26 protein-coding genes are annotated in these 24,891 nt (G+C 74.4%); 13 read left to right on the forward strand and 13 right to left on the reverse strand.

Annotated features, from left to right (window positions below; all coding sequences use genetic code 11):
- Nucleotides 1-184: 184 nt before the first annotated feature.
- A complete protein-coding gene (locus ACI78T_RS17350) occupies nucleotides 185-871 on the forward strand; it encodes a trimeric intracellular cation channel family protein (RefSeq protein ID WP_456559369.1) in 687 nt (228 codons plus the stop codon).
- A gap of 4 nt (nucleotides 872-875) precedes the next feature.
- Here the strand turns inward: ACI78T_RS17350 and ACI78T_RS17355 are convergent, their stop codons facing one another.
- Entirely contained in the window at nucleotides 876-3,575 is a 2,700-nt protein-coding gene (locus ACI78T_RS17355; RefSeq protein WP_456559370.1) for a SpoIIE family protein phosphatase, read from the reverse strand.
- Nucleotides 3,576-3,791: 216 nt separating this feature from the next.
- Between ACI78T_RS17355 and ACI78T_RS17360 the strand changes: the two genes are divergently transcribed.
- The 4 genes from ACI78T_RS17360 to ACI78T_RS17375 all read left to right on the forward strand — a co-directional run bounded on the left by ACI78T_RS17360 (nucleotide 3,792) and on the right by ACI78T_RS17375 (nucleotide 7,119).
- Nucleotides 3,792-4,889, forward strand: a complete 1,098-nt coding sequence (locus tag ACI78T_RS17360; protein WP_456559371.1) for an EAL domain-containing protein — start codon at nucleotides 3,792-3,794, stop codon at nucleotides 4,887-4,889.
- A 65-nt stretch (nucleotides 4,890-4,954) separates the two neighbouring features.
- Complete coding sequence (locus ACI78T_RS17365) at nucleotides 4,955-5,128, forward strand: DUF1059 domain-containing protein (RefSeq protein ID WP_456559372.1); 174 nt, start codon at nucleotides 4,955-4,957, stop codon at nucleotides 5,126-5,128.
- Nucleotides 5,129-5,423: 295 nt separating this feature from the next.
- Entirely contained in the window at nucleotides 5,424-5,708 is a 285-nt protein-coding gene (locus ACI78T_RS17370) for an HU family DNA-binding protein (RefSeq protein ID WP_116449420.1), read from the forward strand.
- A 154-nt stretch (nucleotides 5,709-5,862) separates the two neighbouring features.
- Nucleotides 5,863-7,119, forward strand: a complete 1,257-nt coding sequence (locus ACI78T_RS17375) for a serine hydrolase domain-containing protein (RefSeq protein WP_456559373.1) — start codon at nucleotides 5,863-5,865, stop codon at nucleotides 7,117-7,119.
- Nucleotides 7,120-7,145: 26 nt separating this feature from the next.
- Here ACI78T_RS17375 and ACI78T_RS17380 read toward each other — a convergent pair whose 3' ends face one another.
- Nucleotides 7,146-7,607 carry a MaoC family dehydratase gene (locus ACI78T_RS17380; RefSeq protein ID WP_456559374.1) on the reverse strand — a complete coding sequence of 154 codons (462 nt, stop codon included), beginning with the start codon at nucleotides 7,605-7,607 and terminating at the stop codon, nucleotides 7,146-7,148.
- A gap of 119 nt (nucleotides 7,608-7,726) precedes the next feature.
- Between ACI78T_RS17380 and folP the strand changes: the two genes are divergently transcribed.
- A complete protein-coding gene (gene folP / locus ACI78T_RS17385) occupies nucleotides 7,727-8,539 on the forward strand; it encodes a dihydropteroate synthase (protein ID WP_456559461.1) in 813 nt (270 codons plus the stop codon).
- Nucleotides 8,540-8,650: 111 nt separating this feature from the next.
- The gene (locus ACI78T_RS17390) at nucleotides 8,651-9,037 is read left to right on the forward strand and encodes a VOC family protein (protein WP_456559375.1); all 387 of its coding nucleotides are present in this window, start codon (nucleotides 8,651-8,653) and stop codon (nucleotides 9,035-9,037) included.
- Between the two features lie 18 nt (nucleotides 9,038-9,055).
- On the opposite strand, the gene ACI78T_RS17395 is transcribed toward ACI78T_RS17390, so the two are convergent.
- Nucleotides 9,056-9,544, reverse strand: coding sequence for a cupin domain-containing protein (locus tag ACI78T_RS17395; RefSeq protein ID WP_456559376.1), 489 nt, complete (start codon nucleotides 9,542-9,544; stop codon nucleotides 9,056-9,058).
- An 88-nt stretch (nucleotides 9,545-9,632) separates the two neighbouring features.
- Here ACI78T_RS17395 and ACI78T_RS17400 point away from each other — a divergent pair, with 88 nt between their 5' ends.
- Entirely contained in the window at nucleotides 9,633-10,058 is a 426-nt protein-coding gene (locus ACI78T_RS17400; RefSeq protein WP_456559377.1) for a PaaI family thioesterase, read from the forward strand.
- An 86-nt stretch (nucleotides 10,059-10,144) separates the two neighbouring features.
- Nucleotides 10,145-11,743, forward strand: coding sequence for a 4-coumarate--CoA ligase family protein (locus ACI78T_RS17405; RefSeq protein ID WP_456559378.1), 1,599 nt, complete (start codon nucleotides 10,145-10,147; stop codon nucleotides 11,741-11,743).
- Here ACI78T_RS17405 and ACI78T_RS17410 read toward each other — a convergent pair.
- A complete protein-coding gene (locus tag ACI78T_RS17410; RefSeq protein ID WP_456559379.1) occupies nucleotides 11,727-12,713 on the reverse strand; it encodes an AraC family transcriptional regulator in 987 nt (328 codons plus the stop codon). The genes ACI78T_RS17405 and ACI78T_RS17410 overlap by 17 nt on opposite strands.
- Nucleotides 12,714-12,864: 151 nt before the next feature.
- On the opposite strand from ACI78T_RS17410, the gene ACI78T_RS17415 reads away from it, so the two are divergent.
- On the forward strand, nucleotides 12,865-13,530 hold the full coding sequence (locus ACI78T_RS17415) for an NAD(P)-dependent oxidoreductase (protein ID WP_456559380.1): 666 nt from the start codon (nucleotides 12,865-12,867) through the stop codon (nucleotides 13,528-13,530).
- Nucleotides 13,531-13,539: 9 nt separating this feature from the next.
- Here the strand turns inward: ACI78T_RS17415 and ACI78T_RS17420 are convergent, their stop codons facing one another.
- On the reverse strand, nucleotides 13,540-14,337 hold the full coding sequence (locus ACI78T_RS17420; RefSeq protein WP_456559381.1) for a hypothetical protein: 798 nt from the start codon (nucleotides 14,335-14,337) through the stop codon (nucleotides 13,540-13,542).
- Between the two features lie 246 nt (nucleotides 14,338-14,583).
- On the opposite strand from ACI78T_RS17420, the gene ACI78T_RS17425 reads away from it, so the two are divergent.
- Nucleotides 14,584-15,576: an NAD(P)H-quinone oxidoreductase gene (locus ACI78T_RS17425; RefSeq protein WP_456559382.1), complete on the forward strand. Its 993-nt coding sequence runs from the start codon at nucleotides 14,584-14,586 to the stop codon at nucleotides 15,574-15,576.
- Here ACI78T_RS17425 and ACI78T_RS17430 read toward each other — a convergent pair.
- Genes ACI78T_RS17430 through ACI78T_RS17440 form a run of 3 tightly spaced genes read right to left on the reverse strand, consistent with a single transcriptional unit; the run spans nucleotide 15,573 to nucleotide 17,234 of the window.
- Nucleotides 15,573-16,202 carry an anti-sigma factor family protein gene (locus ACI78T_RS17430; RefSeq protein ID WP_456559383.1) on the reverse strand — a complete coding sequence of 210 codons (630 nt, stop codon included), beginning with the start codon at nucleotides 16,200-16,202 and terminating at the stop codon, nucleotides 15,573-15,575. The two genes, ACI78T_RS17425 and ACI78T_RS17430, sit on opposite strands and share 4 nt — an antisense overlap.
- Nucleotides 16,199-16,723 (reverse strand): sigma-70 family RNA polymerase sigma factor, encoded by a 525-nt coding sequence (locus tag ACI78T_RS17435; protein WP_456559384.1) that lies wholly within the window; start codon nucleotides 16,721-16,723, stop codon nucleotides 16,199-16,201. The genes ACI78T_RS17430 and ACI78T_RS17435 overlap by 4 nt, the downstream gene beginning before the upstream one ends.
- A 4-nt stretch (nucleotides 16,724-16,727) precedes the next feature.
- Nucleotides 16,728-17,234: a COG4315 family predicted lipoprotein gene (locus ACI78T_RS17440; protein ID WP_456559385.1), complete on the reverse strand. Its 507-nt coding sequence runs from the start codon at nucleotides 17,232-17,234 to the stop codon at nucleotides 16,728-16,730.
- Nucleotides 17,235-17,361: 127 nt separating this feature from the next.
- On the opposite strand from ACI78T_RS17440, the gene ACI78T_RS17445 reads away from it, so the two are divergent.
- Both ACI78T_RS17445 and ACI78T_RS17450 read left to right on the forward strand, forming a co-directional pair.
- Complete coding sequence (locus ACI78T_RS17445; protein WP_456559386.1) at nucleotides 17,362-17,910, forward strand: bacterial proteasome activator family protein; 549 nt, start codon at nucleotides 17,362-17,364, stop codon at nucleotides 17,908-17,910.
- A 118-nt stretch (nucleotides 17,911-18,028) separates the two neighbouring features.
- A complete protein-coding gene (locus ACI78T_RS17450) occupies nucleotides 18,029-18,301 on the forward strand; it encodes a DUF4190 domain-containing protein (RefSeq protein WP_456559387.1) in 273 nt (90 codons plus the stop codon).
- A 61-nt stretch (nucleotides 18,302-18,362) separates the two neighbouring features.
- On the opposite strand, the gene ACI78T_RS17455 is transcribed toward ACI78T_RS17450, so the two are convergent.
- From ACI78T_RS17455 to serS, 5 genes are all read right to left on the reverse strand, one after another.
- Nucleotides 18,363-20,003, reverse strand: coding sequence for a methyl-accepting chemotaxis protein (locus ACI78T_RS17455; protein WP_456559388.1), 1,641 nt, complete (start codon nucleotides 20,001-20,003; stop codon nucleotides 18,363-18,365).
- 136 nt (nucleotides 20,004-20,139) lie between these two features.
- The gene (locus tag ACI78T_RS17460; protein ID WP_456559389.1) at nucleotides 20,140-21,732 is read right to left on the reverse strand and encodes a methyl-accepting chemotaxis protein; all 1,593 of its coding nucleotides are present in this window, start codon (nucleotides 21,730-21,732) and stop codon (nucleotides 20,140-20,142) included.
- A gap of 138 nt (nucleotides 21,733-21,870) precedes the next feature.
- A complete protein-coding gene (locus ACI78T_RS17465) occupies nucleotides 21,871-22,674 on the reverse strand; it encodes an HAD family hydrolase (protein ID WP_456559390.1) in 804 nt (267 codons plus the stop codon).
- Nucleotides 22,667-23,575: an HAD family hydrolase gene (locus tag ACI78T_RS17470; protein ID WP_456559391.1), complete on the reverse strand. Its 909-nt coding sequence runs from the start codon at nucleotides 23,573-23,575 to the stop codon at nucleotides 22,667-22,669. Before ACI78T_RS17470 ends, ACI78T_RS17465 begins: the two co-directional genes overlap by 8 nt.
- Nucleotides 23,572-24,867, reverse strand: a complete 1,296-nt coding sequence (serS, locus tag ACI78T_RS17475; RefSeq protein ID WP_456559392.1) for a serine--tRNA ligase — start codon at nucleotides 24,865-24,867, stop codon at nucleotides 23,572-23,574. Before serS ends, ACI78T_RS17470 begins: the two co-directional genes overlap by 4 nt.
- Nucleotides 24,868-24,891 lie beyond the last annotated feature (24 nt).

The following is a 24,891-nucleotide window of genomic DNA, read 5'->3' on the forward strand; positions in this document are numbered from 1 at the left end:
CCCCCCCCCCCCCCCCCCCCCCCCCCCCCCCCCCCCCCCCCCCCCCCCCCCCCCCCCCCCCCCCCCCCCCCCCCCCCCCCCCCCCCCCCCCCCCCCCCCCCCCCCCCCCCCCCCCCCCCCCCCCCACGACTGTGCGGCGGGTCCGCTGCCGGCACCTCGGCCGGCCCACGGACAATGGACCCTCGTGGAGATCGTGGCTGCGGCCGAGGCACTGCGGGTCCCGGCCGCCGTCGACCTGGCCGCCATCGTCATCGGGGCGCTGACCGGAGGGCTGCTCGCGGCGCGCGAGGGCTTCGCCGTCTCGGGCGTCCTGCTGCTCGCCGTGACCGGTGGGCTCGGCGGCGGGCTGATCCGCGACGTGCTCCTGGCGGAGGGGCCGCCCGTCGCGATGACCAACCCGGCCTACCTGCCGACGGTGTCGATCACCGCCGCGGTGACGTTCTTCTTCTCCGGCTGGCTCTCCCGCCTCACCGGCCTGCTCGTGGTCCTCGACGCCGTCACCCTGGGCTTCTTCACCGTCATCGGGGCCCAGAAGGCGCAGCTCGCCGGGCTCCCGAGCGCGTCGGTCGTCTTCATCGGGACGGCGACGGCGGTCGGCGGCGCGGTGATCCGCGACATGCTGCTCGCCCAGCGCGCCGACATCGTCGAGCCGGGGCCCTACAACGCCGTCGCGGCGATGATCGGCGCCTCGGTCCTGGCCGTGCTCGCCGGCCCCCTGGAGCTGGACCCGCTGCCCGTGGCCGCCGCCGTCATCGTGCTGGTCGCGGCGCTGCGGGTGCTCTCGGTGTGGCGCGGCTGGCAGGCGCCGGTCGCCGTCGACCTGCCGTTGCACGCCCGGAACCGGCTCGGTCGCCGTCGCCGGGGGTCCTGACGGGTCAGTGGCGCGGGGCCAGCCGGACGGCGAGCACCGCGACGTCGTCCTCGGCGTCGCGCAGCACCAGGCTGGCCAGCGTGCGGTCGCACAGCTCGTCGAGCGGGAGAGCGGCCGCCCGGCCCAGCTCGGCCACCAGGGCCTCGGTGCCGGCGTCGATGTCGCGGTCGCGCCGCTCGACCAGCCCGTCGGTGTAGAGCAGCAGCGTCGTCCCCGGCTCCAGCACCTCGATGTGGTCCTCCCGGGCGGTCTCCGGGGAGACGCCCAGCAGCAGGTCGGCCGGCTTCGGGTCGAGCACGGTGACCTCCCCGGCCGGGCTGATGAGCATGGCCGGCGGGTGACCGGCGTTCGCCCAGCGCAGGAGCATCCCGTCACCGTCGTCGTCCCGCTCGAGACGGGCGACCATCGCGGTGGCCATCGTGTCGAGGGCGAGCCCGTCGACGGCGCGGTCGACGCGGCGGAGCACCTCGGCCGGTGAGCCGCCGCTGGAGAAGCTGATCCCGCGCAGCAGGCCGCGCACCTGGCCCATGGCCGCGGCGGCCCGGGTGTCGTGACCGACGACGTCGCCGATGGCGAGCACCGGCTGGCCGCCGCGGTCGAGGAAGGCGTCGTACCAGTCGCCCCCGATCTCCGCGCCCTCGGCGGCGGGCACGTAGCGGACGACGACCTCGACCCCCTCGATCACGGGAGGCTCGGTCAGCATGCTGCGCTGCAGCGCGTCGGCGAGCGCGCGCTGCTGCCCGAACAGGCGGGCGTGCTGCAGCGACAGGCCGGCCCGCAGACCGATCTCGACGGCGGTGTCCACCTCCGCGGCGGTCAGCGGCTCCCGGCCCCGCGCGTTGAACAGGCCCAGGACGCCGAGCGACTGCCCCCGGGCGGACAGCGGGACGATCACGGCCGACCCGACCCCGAGCCGGTCCAGCGCCGCGCGGACCTCGCCGTCGGGCAGCGCGCGCGCCAGGTGGGCGGGGTCGATGTCGGGCATGACCATGGGCCGGCCGGTCGCGGCGACGACGCGGGCGGCGGATTCCTCCGTCATCACCGCGACCATGGACCGCACGTAGGCGTCCAGCTCCTCGCGGCGGGCCGGGTCGGCGTGCGCCGAGGCCATGCCGTTCAGGCGCCCCTGCTCGTCCGTGACCAGGATCCAGCACCAGTCGCTGAGCGTCGGCACGACCAGCTCGGCGAGCTGCTCGATCTGCTGGGTGATCTCCAGGGTGCCGGAGAGGACCCGCCCGGCGTCGGCGAGCAGCTGGACCTGGCGGTTGGCCTCGACCATGGCGGCGACGGCGGCCGCGCGCTGGGCGTCGGCCTGCAGCCGGGAGACGCTCAGCGCGATCTGGGCGGTGAGGCCGTCGAGCAGCTCGAGGTCCTCGTCGGTGAACTCGTGGTCGGTCGCCCAGGTCGCGACGAAGCTGCCGAGCACCCGCCCCTCGACGACGAGCGGCAGGGAGGCCAGGGAGCGGATCCCCAGCACCTCGGTGACCTGCGCCATCGCCGGGAAGCGCGCCGCGCCCTCCGCGGCCGAGGCGAGCAGGATCCGTTCGCCGGTGCGGGCGGTGTACTGCGTGGGCAGCGCGTCGTCGAGCTCGACAGCGACGCCGCCGACGGGGATCGGCTCGTGCAGCTCGGCCTCGACCGTCTCGATCAGCCGGTGCCCCAGGTAGACCTTGAGCACGCCGTCGTCCGGGTCGAACACCGCGACCCCGCCGGACTCCGCGCCGAGCACCTCGGCCCCGCGCAGCGTGATGTCGGCGAGCTCGGCGATGCCGGTCGCGTTCGCGGCCTGCGCGGCGACCTCCGCGATCGCGGCCGCGCGCTGGATGGCCGCCAGCCGCGACGCCGACTCCTGCCGGGCGTCGGTCACGTCGAGGACCGTGCCGAGGATGCGCGTCGGCACGCCGTCGGGGTCGGCCAGCACGCGACCGCGCGAGACGGTCCAGCGGATGCCGCCGTCGCCGGCCCGGACGACCCGGAGCTCCACCGTGTACTGGGCGCGGGCGTCGATGGCGGCCTGCATCGCCGCCTGCGCCGCCTCGAGGTCGTCGGGGTGCACGTGCTCGGCGAACAGCCGGTCCATCGGCAGGTTGACCGCGCCCTCGTAGCCGAAGATCGCGGCGCACCGCTCGTCCCAGTCCATGACGTTCCGGACCAGGTCGACCTCCCACGTGCCCACCGAGCTGGCCTCGAGGGCCACGTCGAGGCGGGCGAGGGACGTCCCGATCGCGGTCCGGGCGGCGGCCAGCTCCAGTTCGGCCACCACCGAGGCGCCCAGCTCGTCGAGCAGGCGCGTGGCGTCGTCGGACCAGGTCTGGGGCTCGGCGTCGTAGACCGCGAGGACGCCGATGACGTGACCGGACTCCGCCACGAGCGGCGCACCGAGGTAGGCGCCGACCTGGCCCGAGGTGACCGCCGGCAGCCCGGCGACGCGCTCGTCGGCGGCCGCGGAGTCGATCCGCAGCGGCGTGCGCTGGCGCACGGTGATCGCCGACAGCGCGCCGGTCAGCAGGGCGGGCCCGCCGATCACCCCCGGGGGCAGGCCCCAGCCGCCGACGACGGTGTCCTGGTCGGTGAAGATGGTGACCTTGGCGTGGCCGGCGCCGGCCAGCCGGGCGGCCAGCGCCGACAACCGGTCGTAGGCAGCCGGGCCGGACACCTCCGCCAGCAGCCGGCGGGCCGCCGCGATGCGGTGCGGATCGCGCAACGGATCCGCATCGGGGCGAACGGGTGCGTCGGGCATTGCCGGGCGACCCCCTCGCTCCTGCGTCCCTGCGCGACCGGTCGGGCGCTGATCGAGGGTAATGCTGTCACGGCGGCCGCCCCGTGCCCGGGCACGGATTGCGCGACCATGATCTCCCTCCTGCGGGTGACCGGCGACACCCGAGGTCAAGGAGCACGCGCTCGGGGCCGATACGACGACATGCTCGGCACGCGCACGGCGCGCCTCCCGGACTGCCGTCCGCTGCTCGCCGACCCCGACGACCTGACGCTGGTCTTCCAGCCGATCGTCGACCTCGCCGGTGCCACGATCGCCGGCTACGAGGCGCTGGCGCGGTTCCCGGGTGCCGCCGGGCCCGACGTCTGGTTCGCCGCGGCCGCCGAGGCAGGCGTCGCCGCCGAGCTGGAGGCGCTGGCGATCCACAAGGCGCTGGCCGCGGTGCCCTCCCTGCCGCCGGACACCTTCCTGACCGTCAACGTCAGCCCGCACATCCTCGGCTCCGCGCCCGTGCAGGACGCCCTCGCCACCCGTCCCGACCTGCACCGGGTCGTCGTCGAGCTGACCGAGCACACCCCCGTGCACGACCTGGCCGCGCTGCGCCGCCAGACCCAGGAGCTGCGCGCCCGTGGCGCCCTCATCGCCCTCGACGACGCCGGCAGCGGCTACTCGGGTCTCCAGCAGCTCGCCGTCCTCCGGCCGCAGGTGGTGAAGCTCGACCGCGCGCTGGTCAGCGACGCCGACACCGACCCCGTCCGCGTGGCCTTGGCCGAGATGCTGGGCGAGTTCGCCGGGCGGATCGACGCGTGGCTGCTCGCGGAGGGCATCGAGACCGCCGCCGAGCTCGCCGCGTTCGCCCGGCTCGGCGTCCCGCTGGCCCAGGGCTGGCTGCTCGGCCGCCCCACGCCCGGCTTCGCCCCCCTCGCCGACGACGTCACCGAGCTGGTGCGCGCGCAGGTGGCACGGGCCCGGCTCACCGACTCCGTGGCCGGGCTGGTCCGGCCGGTCCGCCAGCACGCTCCTGGCGACGAGCTGCCCGTCGTCCCGCCGGTCGTGCTGCTCGGCCCGCAGGGCGAGCCGAGCTCGATGCTGCTGCACGACCCGCGGACGCACGAGGTGTACGAGGCGCCCGTGTCGCTGCGGGTCCACCCGACGACCGACGTCACCGAGACCCTGCAGCGGGCCCTGACCCGGCCGCCCGCCGTCCGCTTCGACCCCGTCCTCTGCACGGACCCGTCGGGCCACGTGCTCGGCCTGCTCCGGATCGAGGACCTCGCGTCGGCCGCCCCGCGGAGCCGCTGACCGCCCTGACCCCCGGCCGCCCCCGCGGCCGGTCGCACGACCCCCACGACAAGGAGTCCACCCCAATGAAGACCTTCGCCTGCGGAGACGTCATCCCCGGCTGCGGCGCCAGCTTCTCGGCCGCCGACGAGGACGGCATCTTCAGCCAGGTCGCCGGCCACGCGGCCGCCGACCACGGCGTCACCGACATCACCCCGGAGCTGGTCGCGGCCGTCCGGAGCCACATCCACAGCATCTGACAGACCTCCCGTGGAAGGGGATGCGACGACGACCGGGTGCCCAGCACCCGGTCGTCGGCGTTTCCGCAGGTGGTACGGATGGGGTCCACGGGTCGTCTGGAGGCCTTCCGGGGACCCCTGGGTGGCCAGACCGCGGGCCGGCATGGCACGGTGCCCGGGGTCCGCTTTCCCGGAATTCCGGGGGGCGAGCCCGCCCCGCGCTCAGCGCAGGGGCACCGGGGGACCCCCGCCGGGGGCTGGAACCGGCCGCGTGCCGAGCCCTGGCACCCGCCACCGCACACACGAGAGGAACCTCATGAACAAGGCCGAACTGGTCTCCGCCATCGCCAAGCGCGCCGACGTCCCGGCCTCGACCGTGGACTCGGTCCTCGCCGGGCTGCAGGAGGAGCTCGTCGACGCGATCACCCGCGGCGAGAAGGTCGCCGTCTCCGGCCTGCTGACCGTCGAGCGCACGCAGCGCTCGGCGCGGACCGGCCGCAACCCGCAGACCGGTGAGTCGATCGACATCCCCGCCGCCAACACCGTCAAGGTGACCGCCGGCTCGAACCTCAAGAAGGCCGCCAGCTCCGTCCCGGTCTGATCCGGGCGCGGGACGACGCGTCCCGCCGAGCTCTGCCTCCTCCGCCGTCGGGCGGCTGCCTGACCCGTGTGGTCCGGCCCACAACGCCGTGGGTCAGGATGCGGGTGCAGGAGCCGCCCGACGGCGGACGGCGTTGTGGGCACCGGAGGTATCCGTGGGCAGTGACCTGACCGTCAGCACCGACCCCGCCGAGGTCGGCCTCGACCCCGCCCGGCTGGGGCGGATCGACCGGCGCCTGGCGCGCTGGGTCGACGACGGGCAGCTGCCCGGCTTCCTGGTGACCGTCTCCCGCCACGGCCGGCTGGTGCACGTCGGCCGGCACGGGCTCCGGGACGTCGAGAACGGCCTGCCGGTGGAGGAGGACACCCGCTGGCGCATCTACTCGATGACCAAGCCGGTCACCTCGGTCGCGGCGATGATGCTCTACGAGGAGGGCGCGTTCGAGCTGAACGACCCGATCGCGAGATGGCTGCCCGAGTTCGCCGAGACCCGCGTCTACGTGGCCGGGTCGGCGATGAAGCCGGTGACCGCCCCGCAGGTCGAGCCGATCCGGGTGCGGCACCTGCTGACCCACATGTCCGGGCTCACATACGGCTTCCACCACGCCCATCCGGTCGATGCGATGTACCGGGCCATGGGGCACGAGTGGGGCACGCCGCCCGGCGCCGACTCCGCCGAGGTCTGCCGGCAGTGGGCCTCGGTGCCGCTGGTCTTCCAGCCGGGCAGCGAGTGGAACTACGGCGTCAGCACCGACGTCCTGGGCCGGCTGGTGGAGGTCCTCTCCGGCCGGCCGCTGGACGAGTTCTTCGAGCAGCGGATCTTCGCGCCGCTGGGCATGCGCGACACCTCGTTCGGGCTCCGCCCGGACGACGACCCCGAGTCGCTCGCGAAGCTCTACCTCGCCGCCCCCGGCGAGCCCGGCGGGGCGGCGACCGGGATGACGTTCAACGCCGCGTTCGACGCGGCGGCCCGCTCGAAGCCGGCGTTCCTGTCCGGGGGCGGCGGGCTGGTCTCGACGGCCGGGGACTACCTGCGCTTCGTCGAGCTGCTGCGCCGCGGCGGCTCCTACGACGGCGGCCGGCTGCTGGGCCCGCGGACGATCGCGCACATGGTCCGCAACCACCTCCCCGGCAACCAGGACCTGGAGACGTTCGGCCGCCCCCTGTTCGCGGAGACGCCGCTGCGCGGGGTGGGCTTCGGCCTCGGCTTCTCGATGGTGATCGACCCGGCGCGGTACGGCGTCGTCTCCAGCGTGGGCGACTACAGCTGGGGCGGAGCGGCGTCCACGGCGTTCTACGTGGACCCGGTCGAGGACGTGACGGTCAGCTTCTACACGCAGCTGCTGCCCTCGAGCACCCTGCCGATCCGCAACTACCTGCGCGCGCTGGTCAACCAGGCCATCGTCGACTGAGGGGACTTCCTGTACAGGAAGTCCCCTCAGAGGTAGCGGCGGTAGACGACGGTGGCGACCATCGCCGGCTTCGTCCCGCCCTCGACCTCCACGGTGACGCCGAGGTTCATGGCGATCCCGCCCTCGAAGGGTGTCGCCGCCTCGAGCGTGGCGCCGGCACGCACCCGCGCGCCCACCGGGACCGGCGAGGGGAAGCGCACCTTCTCCGTGCCGTAGTTGACGCCCATGCGGAAGCCGGTGATCTCGATGATCTGCGGGACCAGCGAGGGGATCAGCGACAGCGTCAGGTAGCCGTGGGCGATCGGGCCGCCGAACGGGCTCTCCTTCGCCGCGCGCTCGGGGTCGACGTGGATCCACTGGTGGTCACCCGTGGCCTCGGCGAACCGGTTCACCTGCTCCTGGGTGATCTCCACCCAGTCGCTGTGGCCCAGGTGCTGCCCGACCAGGCCCTGCACGCCCTCGACGCCCGCGACGGTGGTCTGCGCCATCTGCCCTGTCCCCTCCGAGTCGGTCTGGTTGGCTGACTCCACCACACGGTCGTCGGCGGGGAGGGAACGGGTTGCTCCGGATCGGTGCGCTGGATGTGCCAGACGGTGCGTTCGTGCTGATGGCGATCGTGAACCGGACACCTGACTCGTTCTACGACCGCGGCGCCACCTACGCCATGGGTGCGGCCGTCGCGCGGGTGGACCAGGTGGTGGCCGAGGGCGCGGACATGGTCGACGTCGGCGGCGTGAAGGCCGCTCCCGGCGACGAGGTCGACGCCGCCGAGGAGATCCGGCGCACCGTCGACCTGGTGGCCGCCATCCGCGCCGCGCACCCCGCACTGCCCATCTCGATCGACACGTGGCGGGCCGAGGTCGCCCGCGAGGCGCTCGCCGCGGGGGCCGACGTCGTCAACGACGCCTGGGGCGGGGTCGACCCCGAGCTCGCCGCGGTGGCGGCGGAGGCCGGCGCCGGCATCGTCTGCACGCACGCCGGCGGTCTCCCGCCCCGCACCCGGCCGCACCGCGTGCAGTACGACGACGTCGTCGCCGACATCGTGGGCCGGACGACGGCGCTCGCGGAGGCCGCGGTGGCCGCCGGCGTGCAGCGCGACCGCGTGCTGGTCGACCCCGGGCACGACTTCGGGAAGAACACCCGGCACTCGCTGGAGGCCACGCGGCGGCTGGAGGAGCTCGTCGCCACGGGCTGGCCGGTCCTGGTGGCGCTGTCGAACAAGGACTTCGTCGGCGAGACCCTCGACGTCCCCCTGGAGGAGCGGCTCACCGGCACGCTGGCGACGACGGCGGTCAGCGCCTGGCTCGGCGCGCGGGTCTTCCGGGCCCACGACGTCCGCGCCACCCGGCAGACGCTGGACATGGTGGCCTCGATCCGCGGCGACCGGCCGCCCGCGAGGACCGTCCGCGGCCTCGCCTGATGCCACCCTGACGAGGACGAGGCTCCGCAGCGCCCGACGGCCTTCCGGGCTCCCCTCGGCGGGTCTAGCCTGCGCCGCGTCGGTATCCGGACCACCCCCGAGGAGGCCGCCATGAGCGGTCGGGTCGTGCACTTCGAGGTCCCGTTCGACGACGGTGACCGGGCACGCGGCTTCTACAAGGACGCCTTCGGCTGGCAGATCGCCGAGATGCCCGAGATGGGCTACACGATCGTGATGTCGGGCCCCAGCGACGACTCCGGTCCCACCGAGAAGGGCTTCATCAACGGCGGCATGCTGTCGCGCTCGGACGCCGCCCACAGCGGACCGGTCCTGGTGGTCGACGTCGACAGCATCGACCGGACGCTCGCGCGGATCGGCGAGCTGGGCGGCTCCACCGTCGTCGGCAGGACGCCGGTCGGCGACATGGGCTTCGCCGCCTACTTCACCGATCCCGAGGGCAACGTGATGGGGCTCTGGGAGACCGCCGACCAGGGCTGAGCACGCCCAGGAGGCCAGTCAGAACACGAGGGCGTGCCGCTCGAGCAGGGCGACGGTCCGCTCGGGGTCGATGTCGCAGCGGTACGGCGCGGCCATCGCGGCCAGCTCGTGCGGCTCGGGGAACTCGTGCATCGCGTCGAGCCGGCGGAAGAACGCCTCCAGTCCCGCCGGCGAGATGAGCTCGAGCACCGCCGCGGGCTGGTTCCCGGCGTTCCAGAAGGTGTGCCACTGGTCGCGGGGCTTGAACAGGAGGTCCCCCGGCTCCGCGACCACCTCGACCTCCCCGAGGACCGCTCCGATGCGCCCGTCGACGACGTAGGTGAACTCGTCCTCCAGGTGGTGCCGGTGCACGGGCGCGGCCAGGGCTCTGGGTGGGAACAGGTGCTGGACGAGCGCGAACCGGCCGCCGGCGTCCTCGCCGTCGACCATGAACCTGTCGCGCACACCGGCCGGGTCACCCAGCGCCTCGCCGTCGCCCGCCCTGAGGATGCGCACTCCGTCGTCCATGCGTGCCCTCCTGGCTCGGTGCGCGGACGCTACCGCCCCCGGCCCGCGCGCAGGAGGGCCCGGAGCGGGCCGCGATAGCTTTCGCCGCATGGCCGCCACCGGGTTCCTCACCGCCGACGAGCTCAACGCCCTCCTCCCGGGCACGTTCCCCGGGCTCCTCGGCATCGTGATCGACACCCACGAGCGCGGCCGGCTGACCTCGCACCTCGACGTCCGGCCCGAGCTGCTGGCGCCCAACGGCTACCTGCACGCGGGCACGGTCGTGACCCTGGCCGACACCAGCTGCGGGCTGCCCACCCGCGCCCTCCTCCCCGAGGGCTCCAGCGGCTTCACCACCATCGAGCTGAAGAGCAACCACCTCGGGACGGCGCGGGAGGGCCGGATCGCCTGCACCGCGACCAACGTCCACGCCGGCCGGACGACGCAGGTGTGGGACGCCGTCGTCACGAACGCGGAGTCGGGGAAGACGATCGCGCTGTTCCGGTGCACCCAATCGGTGCTCTGGCCGCGCTGAGACGGCGAACCGGCGGGTAACCCCCTTGTGGCGCCCGACACGTCAGGTGTGAGACTGGCGCCACACCAGCACTGAGGAGGAGCACCGTGGCCCTGGCCAGCCCGTATCCCGATGTCGAGATCCCGAACCTGTCGGTTCCCGAGTTCGTCCTGGCAGCGGGCAAGGAGCGGCCCGACGCCCCCGCCCTGATCGACGGCCTCAAGGGTGACGTGATCACCCACGGCCAGCTCGCCCAGTACGTCGACCGCGTGGCCGCGAACCTGCACGCCCGCGGGCTGCGGAAGGGCGACGTCGTCGCCGTCTTCTGCCCCAACACGCCCTGGTTCCCGGTGGTCTTCCACGGGATCGCCGCCGCCGGTTGCGTGATGAGCCCGATCAACTCGCTCTACACGCCCGACGAGATCGCCTTCCAGCTGAAGGACTCCGGCGCCAAGATCCTCATCACGATCTCGCTGTTCATGGACCGCGCCACCGCCGCGGCCGAGAAGTCGCCGGTCGACGAGATCATCGTGCTCGACGGCGCCGAGGGGCACGCCAACCTGTTCGACCTGCTGGGCGCCGACGCCCCGAGCGTCCAGGTGGACATCGACCCGGCCAACGACCTGGTCACGCTGCCCTACTCCAGCGGCACGACCGGCCTGCCCAAGGGCGTCATGCTCACCCACCGCAACCTGGTGGCGAACGTGGCCCAGTGCCGGCCGCTGATCAACCTCGGCGAGGACGAGCGGATCATCGCCGTCCTGCCGTTCTTCCACATCTACGGCCTGACCGTGCTGATGAACCAGGGCCTGGCGTGGGGCGGGGCGGTCGTCACGCTCCCCCGCTTCGACCTCGAGGACTTCCTGCGCACCATCCAGGACCACAAGATCACCCGGGCGTTCGTGGCGCCCCCGATCCTGCTGGCCATGGCCAAGCACCCGGTGGTCGACCAGTACGACCTGTCCTCGCTCACCTCGATCCTGTCCGGCGCCGCGCCGCTGGACGAGCAGCTGGCGCTGGCGGCGCAGAGCCGGCTGCGCAAGGGCGCCGACGACGGCGTCACCGTCGGCCAGGGCTACGGGATGACCGAGCTGTCGCCGGTGTCGCACACCACCCCCGACCCGGGCCAGGAGCCGCCCGGCGCGAAGACGGACGTGCCGAAGGGGTCGGTCGGCTACGCGGTGCCCAACACCGAGTGCCGGCTGATCGACCCGGGCACCGGCGAGGACGCCGGCCCCGGCCAGAGCGGTGAGCTCTGGATCCGCGGGCCGCAGGTGATGAAGGGCTACCTCAACAACGAGGAGGCCACCCGCAACACCGTCGACACCGACGGCTGGCTGCACACCGGCGACGTCGCGGTCGTCGACGACGAGGGCCGCTACACCGTGGTGGACCGCGTCAAGGAGCTGATCAAGTACAAGGGCTACCAGGTGGCGCCGGCCGAGCTGGAGGCCGTGCTCATCGGGCACCCGGAGATCGCCGACGCCGCGGTCATCGGCGTCCCCGACAAGGAGAGCGGCGAGGAGCTGCCCAAGGCCTTCGTCGTCCGCGCGCCAGGCTCCGAGCTCTCGGAGGAGGCCGTCATGGAGTACATGGCCTCGAAGGTGGCCCCGCACAAGAAGGTCCGCTTCGTCGAGTTCATCGAGGCGGTGCCGAAGTCGGCGGCCGGCAAGATCCTGCGCAAGGACCTCAAGGCCCGCGCGTGAGCTCGGGTGCGGGGCCGGCCGGCGAGCCCGGTCGGCCCCGCGCCGTCACCGGGGGCACCCCCACGACCCGCTTGTACGCCCGGGAGAAGGCCGCCTCCGACTCGTAGCCGAGCGTGCGCGCCAGCTCGTTGACCCGCGCACCGCGCCCGAGGGCGATCGTGGCCACGTGCATCCGCCACCGGGTCACGTACCGCAGCGCCGGCTCCCCCGCCAGCTCGGTGAACCGGGAGGCGAAGGCCGAGCGCGACATCCGCGCCTCACGGGCCAGCCGGTCCAGGGTCCACGCGGCGCCGGGCTCGCGGTGCACCATCGCGACGACGCGGCCCACCTGCGGGTCCCGCAGCGCGCGCAGCCAGCCGGGCCCGGTCCCGCCGCCGTCCAGCCACCCCCGGACGGCCTGGACGACGACCACGTCGGCCAGCCGGGTCACCACGGCCTCGGCGCCCGGGCGGTCGTGCCGCACCTCGTCGGCGATCATCCCCAGCAGCACGGTCAGCCAGCCGCCGCGCGCCGCGTCGCCGCGGACCAGCAGCACCGGCGGCAGCAGGTCCAGCAGGTGGGCGACGCCGGGGCGCTCGGGTTCGACCACGCCGCAGACCAGGCGGGACGGCGCTCCCCCACCGCCCACGCGCAGCACCGAGTAGTGCTCCCCGAGGTAGTCCTGCGGCAGCAGGTCCGCGCGGCCCGCGATCGGTGCGCCGGCGCCGCTGCGCAGCAGGTGCCCCCGGCCGTGCGGGACCAGCGCCAGGTCACCGCCGCGCAGCTCGTGCACCTCGCCGTCCACCTCGAGCAGGCAGGTGCCCTCGGTGACGACGTGGAAGCTCATGCACCCGCCCAGGGCCGGCATCTCCACGCCCCACGGGGCGCTGCCCTCGGCGCGGCAGTAGAAGGTCCCGCGGATGCGCAGGTCGGCCAGCACCTCGCCGAGGGGGTCGACGGAGGTCCAGGGCGCCGCCGGGGCTGCGGTCATGCCCCGAGCCTGGCCGGTCGCTGACCGCTCGTCCAGGGTGGCCGGACGATCGGTCATGTTCTCCGGACTGGCGGCCGTTCCCGTGACCGCGCGTCCCGGCGACGGTGGACGCACCGGCCGCACGGCCGGCATCGCAGAAAGGAGCGAGGTCATGAAGGTCCTGGTCGTGGGCGCGACGGGCGGTTCGGGGCAGGCGGCGGTGGCCGCCCTGCTGGAGGAGGGGCACGAGGTCACCGCCTTCGCCCGCCGGGCGGGCGAGGTGCTCGGCGGGCGGGACGGCGTCCGGGCGGTGGACGGCGACGCGACGGTGGCCGCCGACGTCGACCGCGCGGTGCGGGGTCAGGACGCCGTCGTGGTGACCCTGGGCATCGCCGAGAGCGCGGTGCGGGTGCGGCTGCGCGGCAGCACGGGGACGCCGCTGGACGTGCGGTCGCGCGGCACCGCCACGGTGGTCGCCGCCATGCAGCGGCACGGGGTGCGGCGGCTGGTCGTGCAGTCGTCCTACGGGGTGGGCGAGACCCGGGCGCTCCTGCCGTTCTCCTCGCGGCTGGTGTTCGCGCTGGTGCTGCGGCCGCAGATCGCCGACCACGAGGAGCAGGAGCGGATCGTCCGCGGCAGCGGGCTGGACTGGACGCTGGTGCAGCCGGTCTACCTCACCGACGGCGACGAGCCGGCCGCCGTCTCCACCACGGGCGGCACGGAGGCGATGAAGGTCTCCCGGCGAGCCGTCGGCGGGGTCCTCGCGGGGCTGGCCGCCGGCAGCGAGGACGTCAAGCGCTGCGTCTCGGTCTCCGGTGCCGCGCTCGTCCCGGCCTGAGCCGGGGCCTCAGCCGTCCTGCGGCCCCCGGTGCGTCGCATCGGTCGGGGACGGCGGCCGGGCGTCGGCCGCCGTGGTCCGGTCGACAGGGGGCGGCGGAGCCCAGTAGGGCGGCGGTCCACCGGGGCTGCCGGCGTACGGCATGGCGGCGGGCGGGGTGCGACGACGGGCCGCGAGGACGAGGACCAGCACCGCGACCAGGAGCAGGAACAGCCCGACACCGAGCAGCCCCCACGCGAGGCCGCCGAGCGCCGGAGCCGTCGCCCCGATCCTGGCGTCCACCGAGACCCCGGCCGACCCGTCGGCGTTCATGATCACCAGCGTCCAGGACCCCTCGTCGGGCTCCCAGCTCAGCTGCTGCGTCCCGGTCCCGGTGGCCTGGACGGTCCAGAAGCCCTGCTCCGCCGGCGGACCGGACGGTGCGCCGCCGGGCAGGAGGTCCCGCTCGGCGGCCGAGGTGTCCAGCCCCAGGTCGTCGATGACGGTCCGCTCGACCCCGGCCAGGTAGGCCGCGACGTCGGCGCTGGGCCCGACGCCGATGAACACCTCGCCGGTGCCGCCCGTGCCCGTGACCTCCACGCGGGCGGTCCCCAGCGCGGCCGACAGGGGCACCCAGTCCGCATCGGTCTCCAGCTCGATCCGGTCGCTCTGCATCGCGTACCCGACCGTCGAGAAGTCGTCGCTGGCGGTGAACAGGTAACCGTCGTCGTCCCGGGCCCACTGGTCCGCCCAGAGCAGCACCCCGCCGCCGGTCACCAGACCGAGCGCCGGCAGGAGCAGCAGGGCGCCGAGGACGATCGCTATCACCCGCCCGGGCCCCATGCGAGGCGGCGGCGGTGGTGGGACCCACCCAGGTGAGGTGTTGGCGGCCATGAGGTACCTCCTGGCGGCCGCCGGGCCGCGGGCACCGCGGCGCGTGCCGGCGGTCGCCCCACCCTGGCACCGCTCGTCCCGGCCGCCGGTACCGCCACCGCGCCGCACCGGGCGGTACGGCGGGTCGGCGCGCACCGTGACGGGGAAGGACCGCCGCGCAGCGGGTCGTAGGGTCGGGCCATGCGTGCGGTGACGGTGCCCGAGCCCGGCGGACCCGAGGTGCTCACATGGGCGGAGGTCCCCGATCCCGTCTGCGGCCCCGGCGAGGTCGTCGTCGACGTGGCCGCGACGGCCGTCAACCGGGCGGACCTGCTGCAGCGGCAGGGCTTCTACCCGCCGCCGAAGGGCGCGAGCGACATCCTCGGGCTGGAGTGCAGCGGCGTGATCAGCGAGGTGGGCGAGGGCGTCGACGGCTGGTCGGTGGGCGACGAGGTGTGCGCGCTGCTGGCCGGCGGCGGGTACGCCGAGCGGGTCGCCGTCCCGGCGGTCCAGCTGCTCCCCCGCCCGGCCGGGGTCGAGCTGGCCACCGCGGCCGCCCTCCCCGAGGTGACCTGCACCGTCTGGTCCAACGTCTTCCAGCTGGCCGGGCTCAGGCGCGGGGAGAGCTTCCTCGTCCACGGCGGCTCCAGCGGCATCGGCACGATGGCCATCCAGCTGGCCGCCCGCGCGGGCGCCCGCGTGTTCACGACCGCCGGGACGGCGGCCAAGCTCGACGTCTGCCGCGAGCTGGGCGCGGACGTCGGCATCAACTACCGCGACCAGGACTTCGCGGAGGTGATCGCCGAGGAGACCGGCGGGCGCGGGGTCGACGTCGTCCTGGACAACATGGGCGCGAAGTACCTGGGGCGCAACGTCGACGCCCTCGCCATCGGCGGCCGGCTCGTCGTCATCGGCATGCAGGGCGGCACCAGGGCGGAGCTGGACATCGCGAAGCTCCTGGGCAAGCGGGCGTCGGTGCACGCCACCGCGCTGCGCTCCCGGCCGGCGTCCGGGACCGGCGGCAAGGCCGGCATCGTGGCCGCCGTCCTGCACGACGTCTGGCCCGACGTCGAGCGGGGCGTCGTCCGCCCGATCGTCGACCGGCGGCTGCCGATGTCGCGGGCCAGCGAGGCGCACGCCGTCGTGGAGGCCAGCGAGCACGTCGGCAAGGTCCTGCTCCTGCCGGAGGACTAGAGGTCCAGCCGCACGAGCTCCCGCCCGCCGTCGCCGAGGAGCAGCACCTCGTCCAGCGCGCCCGGGTCGACGGTCGTCCAGCCGACCCACCGGCCGCCGCCGTCCGGCGACGTGGGCCACTCCCCCGCCGGGTGCCGGTCCCCGTCGTCGTCCACGGCGACCATCGTGCAGATCTCCCCGGCGTGCAGGCCCGCGACCGTGACGTCCAGCGCGGTGCCGTCGCCGTCGGCGCTGGCGCTGACCGTGGCGCGCACCGGGCCGGCCGAGGCCGAGCGGCTGCGGGGGTCGTCCCCGCCGCCCAGCCAGCCGGTGACCCCTGCGCCCACCCCGATGGCGCCCAGCAGGGCGGCGGCGGCCAGCAGCAGCCGGGTCCGGGAACGGCGGGCCGGCCGGACCTCGGCAGCGACCGCCACGCGGTCGAACAGGCCGGCCGACGGCGCCACGGCCACCGGCTCCAGGTCCTCGTGCGGCACCCGGTCGAGCAGCGCCGGGAGACCCGCGAGCTCCGCGAGCTCCGCCGCGCAGGCCGGGCAGCGGTCGACGTGCTGCTCCACCGCCCGCCGCTCGTCCGGCCCGAGGGCGCCCAGGACGTACGCGCCGAGCTCCGGCGCCTCCCGGCAGGTCACGTGGTCACCCCCCGCTCGGCGAGGGCCAGCTTCAGCGCCCGCAGCGCGTAGTAGCAGCGGCTCTTCACGGTGCCCGGTGGGATGCCCAGCACCCGGGCGGCCTCGGCCACGCTCCGCCCCCGGTAGTAGGTCTCCACGATCACCGCCCGGTGCTCCTGCGACAGCGCGTGCAGCGCGTCGGTCACGACGATCCGGTCGAGGGTGGCCTCGACCTGGTCCAGCCCGGGCAGGACCGCCAGCGCCGCGTCGCCCACCTCCGGCGGCCGGGCCCGCCGGGCGCGGTGCGCGTCGACGGCGATGTGCTGCGCCACGGTGAACAGCCACGGGCGCAGCGACCGGCCGTCGCGGTCGACCCGGTCGAGGTTGCGCCAGGCACGCACGAGGGTCTCCTGCACGATGTCCTCCGCGCGCGCCCGGTCGCCGTCGGTGAGCCGCAGGGCGTAGCCGAGCAGGACGGGGGCGTGCTCCTCGTAGAGGGCCCGCAGGCTCTCCTCCGCCGAGACCGCCCCGCGCGTCCGCACCCGCTCAGTACCCCGGTACCGGGGCCGGCTCGGACGGCGCCGAGGTCACCTTGGCCCCGTCCGGGGACACGACCCACCAGACGCCCTGCACCCCCTGTCCCGTCACGTCGCCAGGATCGGCATCGCCGGCGTACGTGTACAGGGGCATGCCGTCGAGGGTCACCTGACGGGTGCCGTCGCCGCGCTCGATGGTGCCGACCTCGCCGCTGACGCCGGCCGCGTCCGGGTTCCCGTCGTCCGCGGTGACCGCCGGCCAGTTGTCCAGGCAGGTGCCCTCGCAGGCGCTGCTGCCCGACCCGGCGGTGTCCCTGTCGAACACGTACACGGTGCGGCCCTCGGCGTCGACGACGACCTCGCCCAGGTCGCTGTCCGCGGTGGAGAGGACGGCGTCCGAGGCGGCGGTGCCGGACGGCGCCGTCGCCGCGTCGTCCCCGCCGCCGGAGGAGCCGCACCCGGCCGCGGCGAGCAGGACCACGGCGATGCCCGCCGCCGGCCTCCAGTTCGTGCGCACGGCGCCGCTCCCTCCCCGGCGGCCCGCGCGGCCACCGTCCCCCTCAGCACGGTCCGCGGCCGCGATCGGTTCAGCTCTCCCCGGGACCTGGCGTTCGCGGCTCCCGGGGGCGGGGCAGGATGGAGCCATGACTGCACCCGGGAACGGCAGCGAGCGCCCCCAGCAGGTCGTCGTCGTGGGCCCCGACGGGCAGCCGGTCGGCGCCCTGGCGGTGCCGCAGGGCGGCGACGACGGCGACGGGCCGCCCGGCGTCGGGGAGATGGTCGAGCAGCCGGCGAAGGTGATGCGGATCGGCACGATGATCAAGCAGCTGCTCGAGGAGGTCCGCGCCGCGCCTCTGGACGACGCCAGCCGCAACCGGCTGCGCGACATCCACGCGAAGTCCATCCGGGAGCTGGAGGACGGCCTCGCGCCGGAGCTCCGGGAGGAGCTGGAGCGGATCACCCTGCCGTTCACCGACGGGGAGACGCCCTCGGACGCGGAGCTGCGGATCGCGCAGGCGCAGCTGGTGGGCTGGCTGGAGGGCGTGTTCCACGGCATCCAGACGGCCATCTTCGCCCAGCAGATGGCCGCCCGCGCGCAGCTGGAGGAGACCCGCCGCAGGGCGCTGCCCGGGGGCCAGGGGCCCGGCGGCCAGCAGCCGGACTTCCGGCCCGGTGGGGGCCAGTACCTCTGACGGTCGACACCGTGTCGCCCTGACGGGTGAATGCGGCCCCGTGCGGTTTCCGCCGGGCGGCCGGTGATCAACGTCTGCCGTCGCGACCGGAGACACCGGTCACCGAAGCGGAGGACCCGTGACCACCGAGTACTCGACCACCCCCGCCACGAAGACCGGGCAGAACGGCCTCGCGGTCGCCTCGCTCGTCACCGGCATCGTCGGCATCGTCTTCGCCGTGCTGTTCGCCGTCGTCGGCCTCGCGCTCGGCGTGGTGAGCGTGGCCCTGGGCGCCGTCGCCCGGCGCAACGGCACCCGCACCGGCCAGTCGACCGCGGGCCTGGTGACCGGCGTCGTCGCGATCGTCGTGGCGATCGCGAACATGGTCATCGCCTACGCGATCCTGACCTGAGCCCGGACGCGCGACGGCGCCGCACCCGGGCCGGGGTGCGGCGCCGTCGTGCTGTGCGCTCCTAGACGGTGAAGCGCGCCACCGCCTCCTGCAGCTCGCCGCTCATCCGGGCCAGTTCGCCGGCGGCGCGCTGGGCGTCGGCGACGCGCTGGTTGGTCTCCTGCGTGCCGGCGGCCAGCCCGGAGATCGCCGCGGCGATGCCCTGGGTGCCGCTGGCGGCCTCGGCCACGTTGCGGTTCATCTCGTTGGTGGTCGCCGTCTGCTCCTCGACCGCCGCGGCGATGGTCGCCTGGAAGTCGTTGATCTCGCCGATGACCGAGCTGATCTGGCTGATCGCGTCGACCGCACCGGCGGTGTCGGCCTGGATCGCCTCGACCCGCTTGGAGATGTCCTCGGTCGCCCGCGCGGTCTCCTGCGCCAGCTCCTTGACCTCGGAGGCCACCACCGCGAAGCCCTTGCCGGCCTCCCCGGCCCGCGCCGCCTCGATCGTCGCGTTCAGCGCCAGCAGGTTGGTCTGCTCGGCGATGCCGTTGATCAGCTTGATCACGGTGGCGATCTCCTGCGAGGAGTCGCCCAGCTTGCCGACCGTCTTCGTGGTGTTCTCGGCGACCGACACCGCCTGACCGGCCACGCGCGCGGCCTCGGTGGCGTTGTGCGCGATCTCCCGGATGGCCGACTCCATCTGCGACGACCCCGTGGCGACCGTGTCCACGCTCGAGGCCACCGCCCCGGCGGAGGACACGACCTCGTCGGCCTGCCCGGCCGCCGTCTCGGCGTTGTGCCGCATGCCCTCCGCGGCCGCGTTCAGCTGCGACGACGCCGCGGCGAGGCGGGTGGAGGAGTCGTTGACCAGGACCAGCACGTTGCCGATGGAGTCGAGGGTCTCGTCCAGGGAGGCGGCCATCTCGCCGAGCTCGGCGCCACCGGTGCGACCGGCGCGGACGGTGAGGTCACCACCGGCGACCTGGGCGAGGATCTCGCGGATGCGCTGCACCGGGCGGGTGACGCTGCGGGACACCAGCACGGCGAGGACCACGGACACGAGCAGGCCGACGACGATGATCACCAGCGTGAGCGTGCGGGCCGACTCGTAGGCGTCCTGCGCGTCGGCCGCGGCGGACTGCGCGGTCACCGTGGCGGACTCGGTGGCCGTGATGAGCGACGCCTCGATGGTCGCCTCGAACTCGTTCATCGGCTGGATGATCGCCATCTGCTGGGCCGGGGTCAGCTTGCCCGTGCCGGCGACCAGCTGCTGCAGCAGCCCGAGGTACTGCTCGGCGGCACCGGCGAACTCCTCGTAGGCCGCCCGGGTCTCGTCCGACATCGGGAGTTCCGCGGCTGCGGCGGTGTGCTCCATGAGGGTCTGCGTGCCGGCGGCCGCCTTCTCCTGCGAGGAGGCACGGCTCTCGGCGGGCAGCGTCTGGATGTTGGCGCGCGCGGTGTAGGCCGACAGCTCCCACCAGTCCACCTGCAGCTCGCGCAGGGCGTTCACCGGGACCGCACCCTCGTCGTACACCTGCTGGGCCTGGTCGCTGAGGACGCCCATGCGCTGGATGCCGACGGCACCGACGCCGACCGTGGTGAGCGCCACGACGAGGATGGCCCCCAGCATGCGGCCGCGCAGACCCGGACCGCGACGACGGGGACCGTCCGCGACGGGCTCCTCGGTCACCACGTGCTCGGTTTCCTGCGTCTGATCCATCTGTTGCTCGCTCTCCTGAATCGGCACCCAGCGTGCCCGTCGCTTCGCTTTCGGCAACCAAGCGCGGAACTTCAGCCGGACGCACGCGGCCGGCCCGATCCGAGATCGAGCCGGCCGCGACGTCGGGGCGCACGGGTCAGAAGCGGAAGCCGCCCACGAGCTCCTCGAGCCGGCCCGACACCCGCGCGAGCTCGTCGGCGGCCTCCTTGGACGCCTCGACGTGCTCCGTGGTCGCCTTCGCGGCGGCGGCGACGCCGTCGATGTTGGCCGCGATCTGGCCCGACCCCGCGGCCGCCTCGGCGACGCTGCGGTTCATCTCGTTCGTCGTGGCGGTCTGCTCCTCGACCGCCGAGGCGATCGTGGTCTGGTAGTCGTTGATCTGGTCGATCACCTCGGCCACCTCGGCGATGGCCGTGACCGCACCGGTGGTGTCGGCCTGGATGGCCTCCACCCGGCGGGCGATGTCCTCCGTGGCGCGGGCGGTCTCCTGCGAGAGCTCCTTGACCTCGTTCGCGACGACGGCGAAGCCCTTTCCCGCGTCGCCGGCGCGGGCCGCCTCGATCGTGGCGTTGAGCGCCAGCAGGTTCGTCTGCTCCGCGATGGAGGAGATGACCTTGACGACGTCGCCGATGGTGCGGCTGGACTCCCCGAGCCGGGAGACCGTCTCCGTCGTCGTCCCCACCGCGGTCACGGCCTTGCCGGCCACCGAGGCCGCCTCGGTGGCGTTGTGCGCGATCTCCCGGATGGAGGCGCCCATCTGCTCCGAGCCCGCCGCGACCGTCTGCACGTTGTGCGAGACCTCGCCGGCAGCCGCGGCCACGACGGCCGCCTGGGCGGAGGACTCCTCGGCACCCGTCGAGATCTGCTGTGAGAGGTCACCCACGCGGCGGCTCGCCGTCGTCAGGGCCTCGATGGCCGCCCGGAAGGTGGCCATGACCTCGGCGATCGAGGCGAGCGCCGAGTTGATCGACTGCGCCGTCCGGCCCACCTCGTCCTGCCCGCGGACCTCGATGCGCCGGGTCAGGTCGCCCTGGGCGACCGCGGCCATCGCGGACTCCGCCTGGGCCAGCGGCCCGGTGATGCTGCGCGTCGTCCGCCAGGCGATCAGCGTCGCGAGCAGGGCGGCCGCCGCGCAGATGAGCACCATCAGGAGGAGGAAGTTCGAGGCGGTGCTGCGCGCCTCGGTGGACAGCTCCTGGTTCTTGGCCTCCTCCATGTCGATCAGCACGTTGATCGTGCGGAGCCACTCGACGAACAGCGGCTTGGCCTGGGCGAGCGCCTGGGCGGCGGTCGCCATGTCGCCGGCCGTCCCCGCCCGCACGATCTGGTCGATCAGCGGCAGGGTCTGCTGCTCGACGTCCTTGATGTCGGCGAGAGCCTGCCGCTCGGCGTCGTCGGCGTTGTCCACCACGTCGAACAGCTCGTCCATCGGCCCGGCGGAGTCGGTGTACTTCTGAGTGAGCGTCTCGATGAGCTCGACCTCGGTGGCGATCTCGGCGGCCGTCCTCGCGAGGACGACGTCGCGGACGGCGATGGCGCGGTCGTGGACGCTGCCGCGGAAGTTGATCGCGTACCGCTGCTTGACCGCGTTCAGGTCGTTGATCGTCGTCAGGTGGCTGTTGATGGTCTCGACGCGCCACACGCCTGTGGCGGTCAGGCCCGCCATGCAGAGGACGACGACGAGGAAGCCGAGGCCGAGGCGCCGGCTGATCGACAGGTTCTTGAGCATGACGTGGACTCCGCGACGAGAGGGCGGGGTCCGACGCCCCGCACCCCCGATGTCGGCCGTGCCCTGGTCCCCTGAAGCCGAGGAGTGGAGTCCGTCCACCCAGTGGGAAGGTCGCGCGCGACCTTGTGATCAGCGGTCTCAGAGTGACGCGAGGAAACGCGCGACGCCGTCCTCGTCGTTGGTGCCGGTGACGTCGGTGGCCACGGCCATGAGGTCGGGATGGGCGTGCGCCATCGCCACGGCACGGCCGCCGGCGGCCGCGACCCACTCGAACGCCGCGATGTCGTTGGGCATGTCCCCGAACACGACCACGTCCTCCGGGCCGACGCCGTGGCGGGCGGCGACGCGGGCCAGCCCCGAGGCCTTGGTGATGCCGGCGGCGGAGATCTCGGCCAGCGCGTCGCTCGACGAGTGGGTGACCGTCGCCCGGTCGCCGACGACGTCCGCGACCAGGGCCACGAACTCGTCGCGCGGCAGCTCCTCGTGGCGCGCGAGCAGCTTGGCCACCGGTTGCGCCGTCATCTCCTCCAGCGTCGCCTCGGCGACCCCGGGCGCGTCGACGTCCCAGCGCGGCTTGTAGATCGGTTCGTGACGGAACTCCAGCCCGTACTCGACCGCGAACCAGGTGTCCGGCTGCCGCCGGCGGAGCTCGGCGGTGACCGACGTGAGGACGTCGGGGTGCAAGGGGTCCTCGTCGACGATCTCGAAGCGCTCGAGATCCATGATCACCGCGCCGTTGCAGCAGACCGCGGTCCCGTAGCCCAGGACCTCGCGGATGCGGACCATCCAGCGCGGCGGCCGGCCGGTGGCGAGGACGACCGGGACGCCGTCGGCCCGCCAGCGCTCCAGCTCCGCGACCGTGGCATCGCTGACCGTGTCGTCCCAGCGCAGCAGCGTGCCGTCCATGTCGCTGGCGATGAGCCGGGGCCTCCAGTCAGACACCGAGCACTGCCTCCAGGTAGCGCGCGACGCCGTCGGCGTCGTGGCCGCCGGTGAGCCCGGTCGTCGCGGCCCGCACGGACGGGTGCGCGTTCGCGACGGCGATGGCGCGGCCGCCCGCGTCGGCGACCGCGGAGATCATCGGGAGGTCGTTGGGCATGTCGCCGAACACCAGGACGTCGCCGAAGCCGACCCCGTACCGCTCGAGGGCGATCGCCAGCCCGGTGGCCTTGGTGATGCCCGGCGGGAGCACCTCGATGAACCCCAGCCCGGCGTGCGTGACCTCCGCCTCGGCGGGGTCGACGACGCGCTTCGCGCGCGCCAGCAGCTCGTCCTGCCCGAGGGCGGCGGAGCGGAGGAAGACCTTGAGGACGGCGCCCGGCGGCAGCACCTCGTGCTTGGGCAGCAGGTGCGCCGGCTCGGGGTAGGGCCAGTCGAACCCGTGCTGCACGCGCAGCGGCCCGGAGACCTCGCTCTGCTCGGAGGCGTCCTCGACGGCCACGATCAGGTCGCCGGCGACGTCCTCGATCCGCTCGATGACCGCCTGCGCCTGCTCGCGGGGAAGGCCGACGGTCCGCAGCACCTCGTCGCGCTCCAGGTCGACGACGAACCCGCCCTGGGCGAGCACCGCGATGCCGCGTCCGTCGAGCGCGGCCCGAACGCTGTCGAGCAGGCGCGGCCCGCGGCCGGTGACGCCGACGACCGGGATGCCGGCGTCCCAGCAGGCCTCCAGCGCCGCCCGCGTGCGCGGGCTGACCTCGCCGTCGCTGTCGAGCAGCGTGCCGTCGAGGTCGCTGGCGACCAGTTTGGGCCGCCAGCCGTCCAGCTCGCCGAGGTCGATCACCCGGTCTGCATCGGGCAGGACGCCGTAGGCCTTGAGCGCCCTCGGCCGCTCCGGGGTCATGCGGGGGGCACCGCTGCCGCGAGCGTCATCCCGGGGGTGAGCTCCTCCACCCCGCCCAGCCAGGGGCGCAGCGCCTTCGGCACGTGCACCGAGCCGTCGGCCCGCTGGTGCACCTCGAGGAAGCAGGCGATGGTGCGGGCGATCGCGCACAGCGTGCCGTTCAGCGTCGCCGCGGTCTGCGGCTTGCCGTCCTCGTCGCGGTAGCGGATGTTCAGCCGCCGCGCCTGGAAGGTGGTGCAGTCCGACGTGCTGGTCAGCTCGCGGTAGGTGCCCTGGGTCGGGAACCACGCCTCGATGTCGTACTTGCGCGTGGCGCTGGTCCCGAGGTCGCCGGCCGCGATGTCGACGACCCGGTAGGGCAGCTCGAGGGCCTGGAGGAACTCCTCCTCCCAGGCCAGCAGCCGCAGGTGCTCGGCCTCGGTCTCCTCCGGCCGGCAGAAGCTGAACATCTCGACCTTGTCGAACCAGTGCACGCGGATGATGCCGCGGGTGTCCTTGCCGTAGGAGCCGGCCTCCCGGCGGAAGCAGGACGACCAGCCGGCGTACCGCCGGGGCCCGGCGGAGAGGTCGAGCACCTCCTTGGCGTGCATGCCGGCCAGGGCCACCTCCGAGGTGCCGACGAGGTACAGGTCGTCGCGCTCGATCCGGTAGACCTCCTCGTCGTGCTCGCCGAGGAAGCCGGTGCCCTCCATCGCCTCCGGCTTCACCAGGGCGGGGGCCACGACGGGGGTGAAGCCGGCGGCCACGGCGCGGCTGATCGCCAGCTGGGCGAGCGCGAACTCGAGCAGCGCGCCCGGGCCGGTGAGGAAGTAGAAACGGGCGCCGGAGACCTTGGCGCCGCGCTCCATGTCGATGGCGCCGAGCGCCTCGCCGATCTCGATGTGGTCGCGCACCGGGAAGTCGTAGGTGGGCACCTCACCGACGGTCCGGATCGTCACGGCGTCGTCCTCGCCACCGGGCGGGACGGCGTCGGCGACGACGTTCGGGATCTTCAGGTGCGCCTCGCGGAGCGCCGCGTCGGCCTCGCGCTGGGCCTCCTCGGCCTCCTTCACCTCGGCGGCCAGCGCCTTGGCCCGCTCGAGCACCGCCGGGCGTTCCTCGGGGGTGGCCTTCTTGACCGCCTGCGAGGCGTTCTTCTGCTCCGCGCGCAGGTCGTCGGCCCGCTTGACCGCCTCGCGGCGGGCGGCGTCGGCGGCGAGGAGCGCGTCGACGAGGGACTCGTCGGCGCCGCGGGCGCGCTGGCTGGCACGGACGACGTCGGGGTTCTCACGCACGAGCCGGAGGTCGATCACCCCCCGATCGTACGGACGCGGCCG

This window comes from Blastococcus sp. SYSU D00922 (assembly GCF_054050495.1).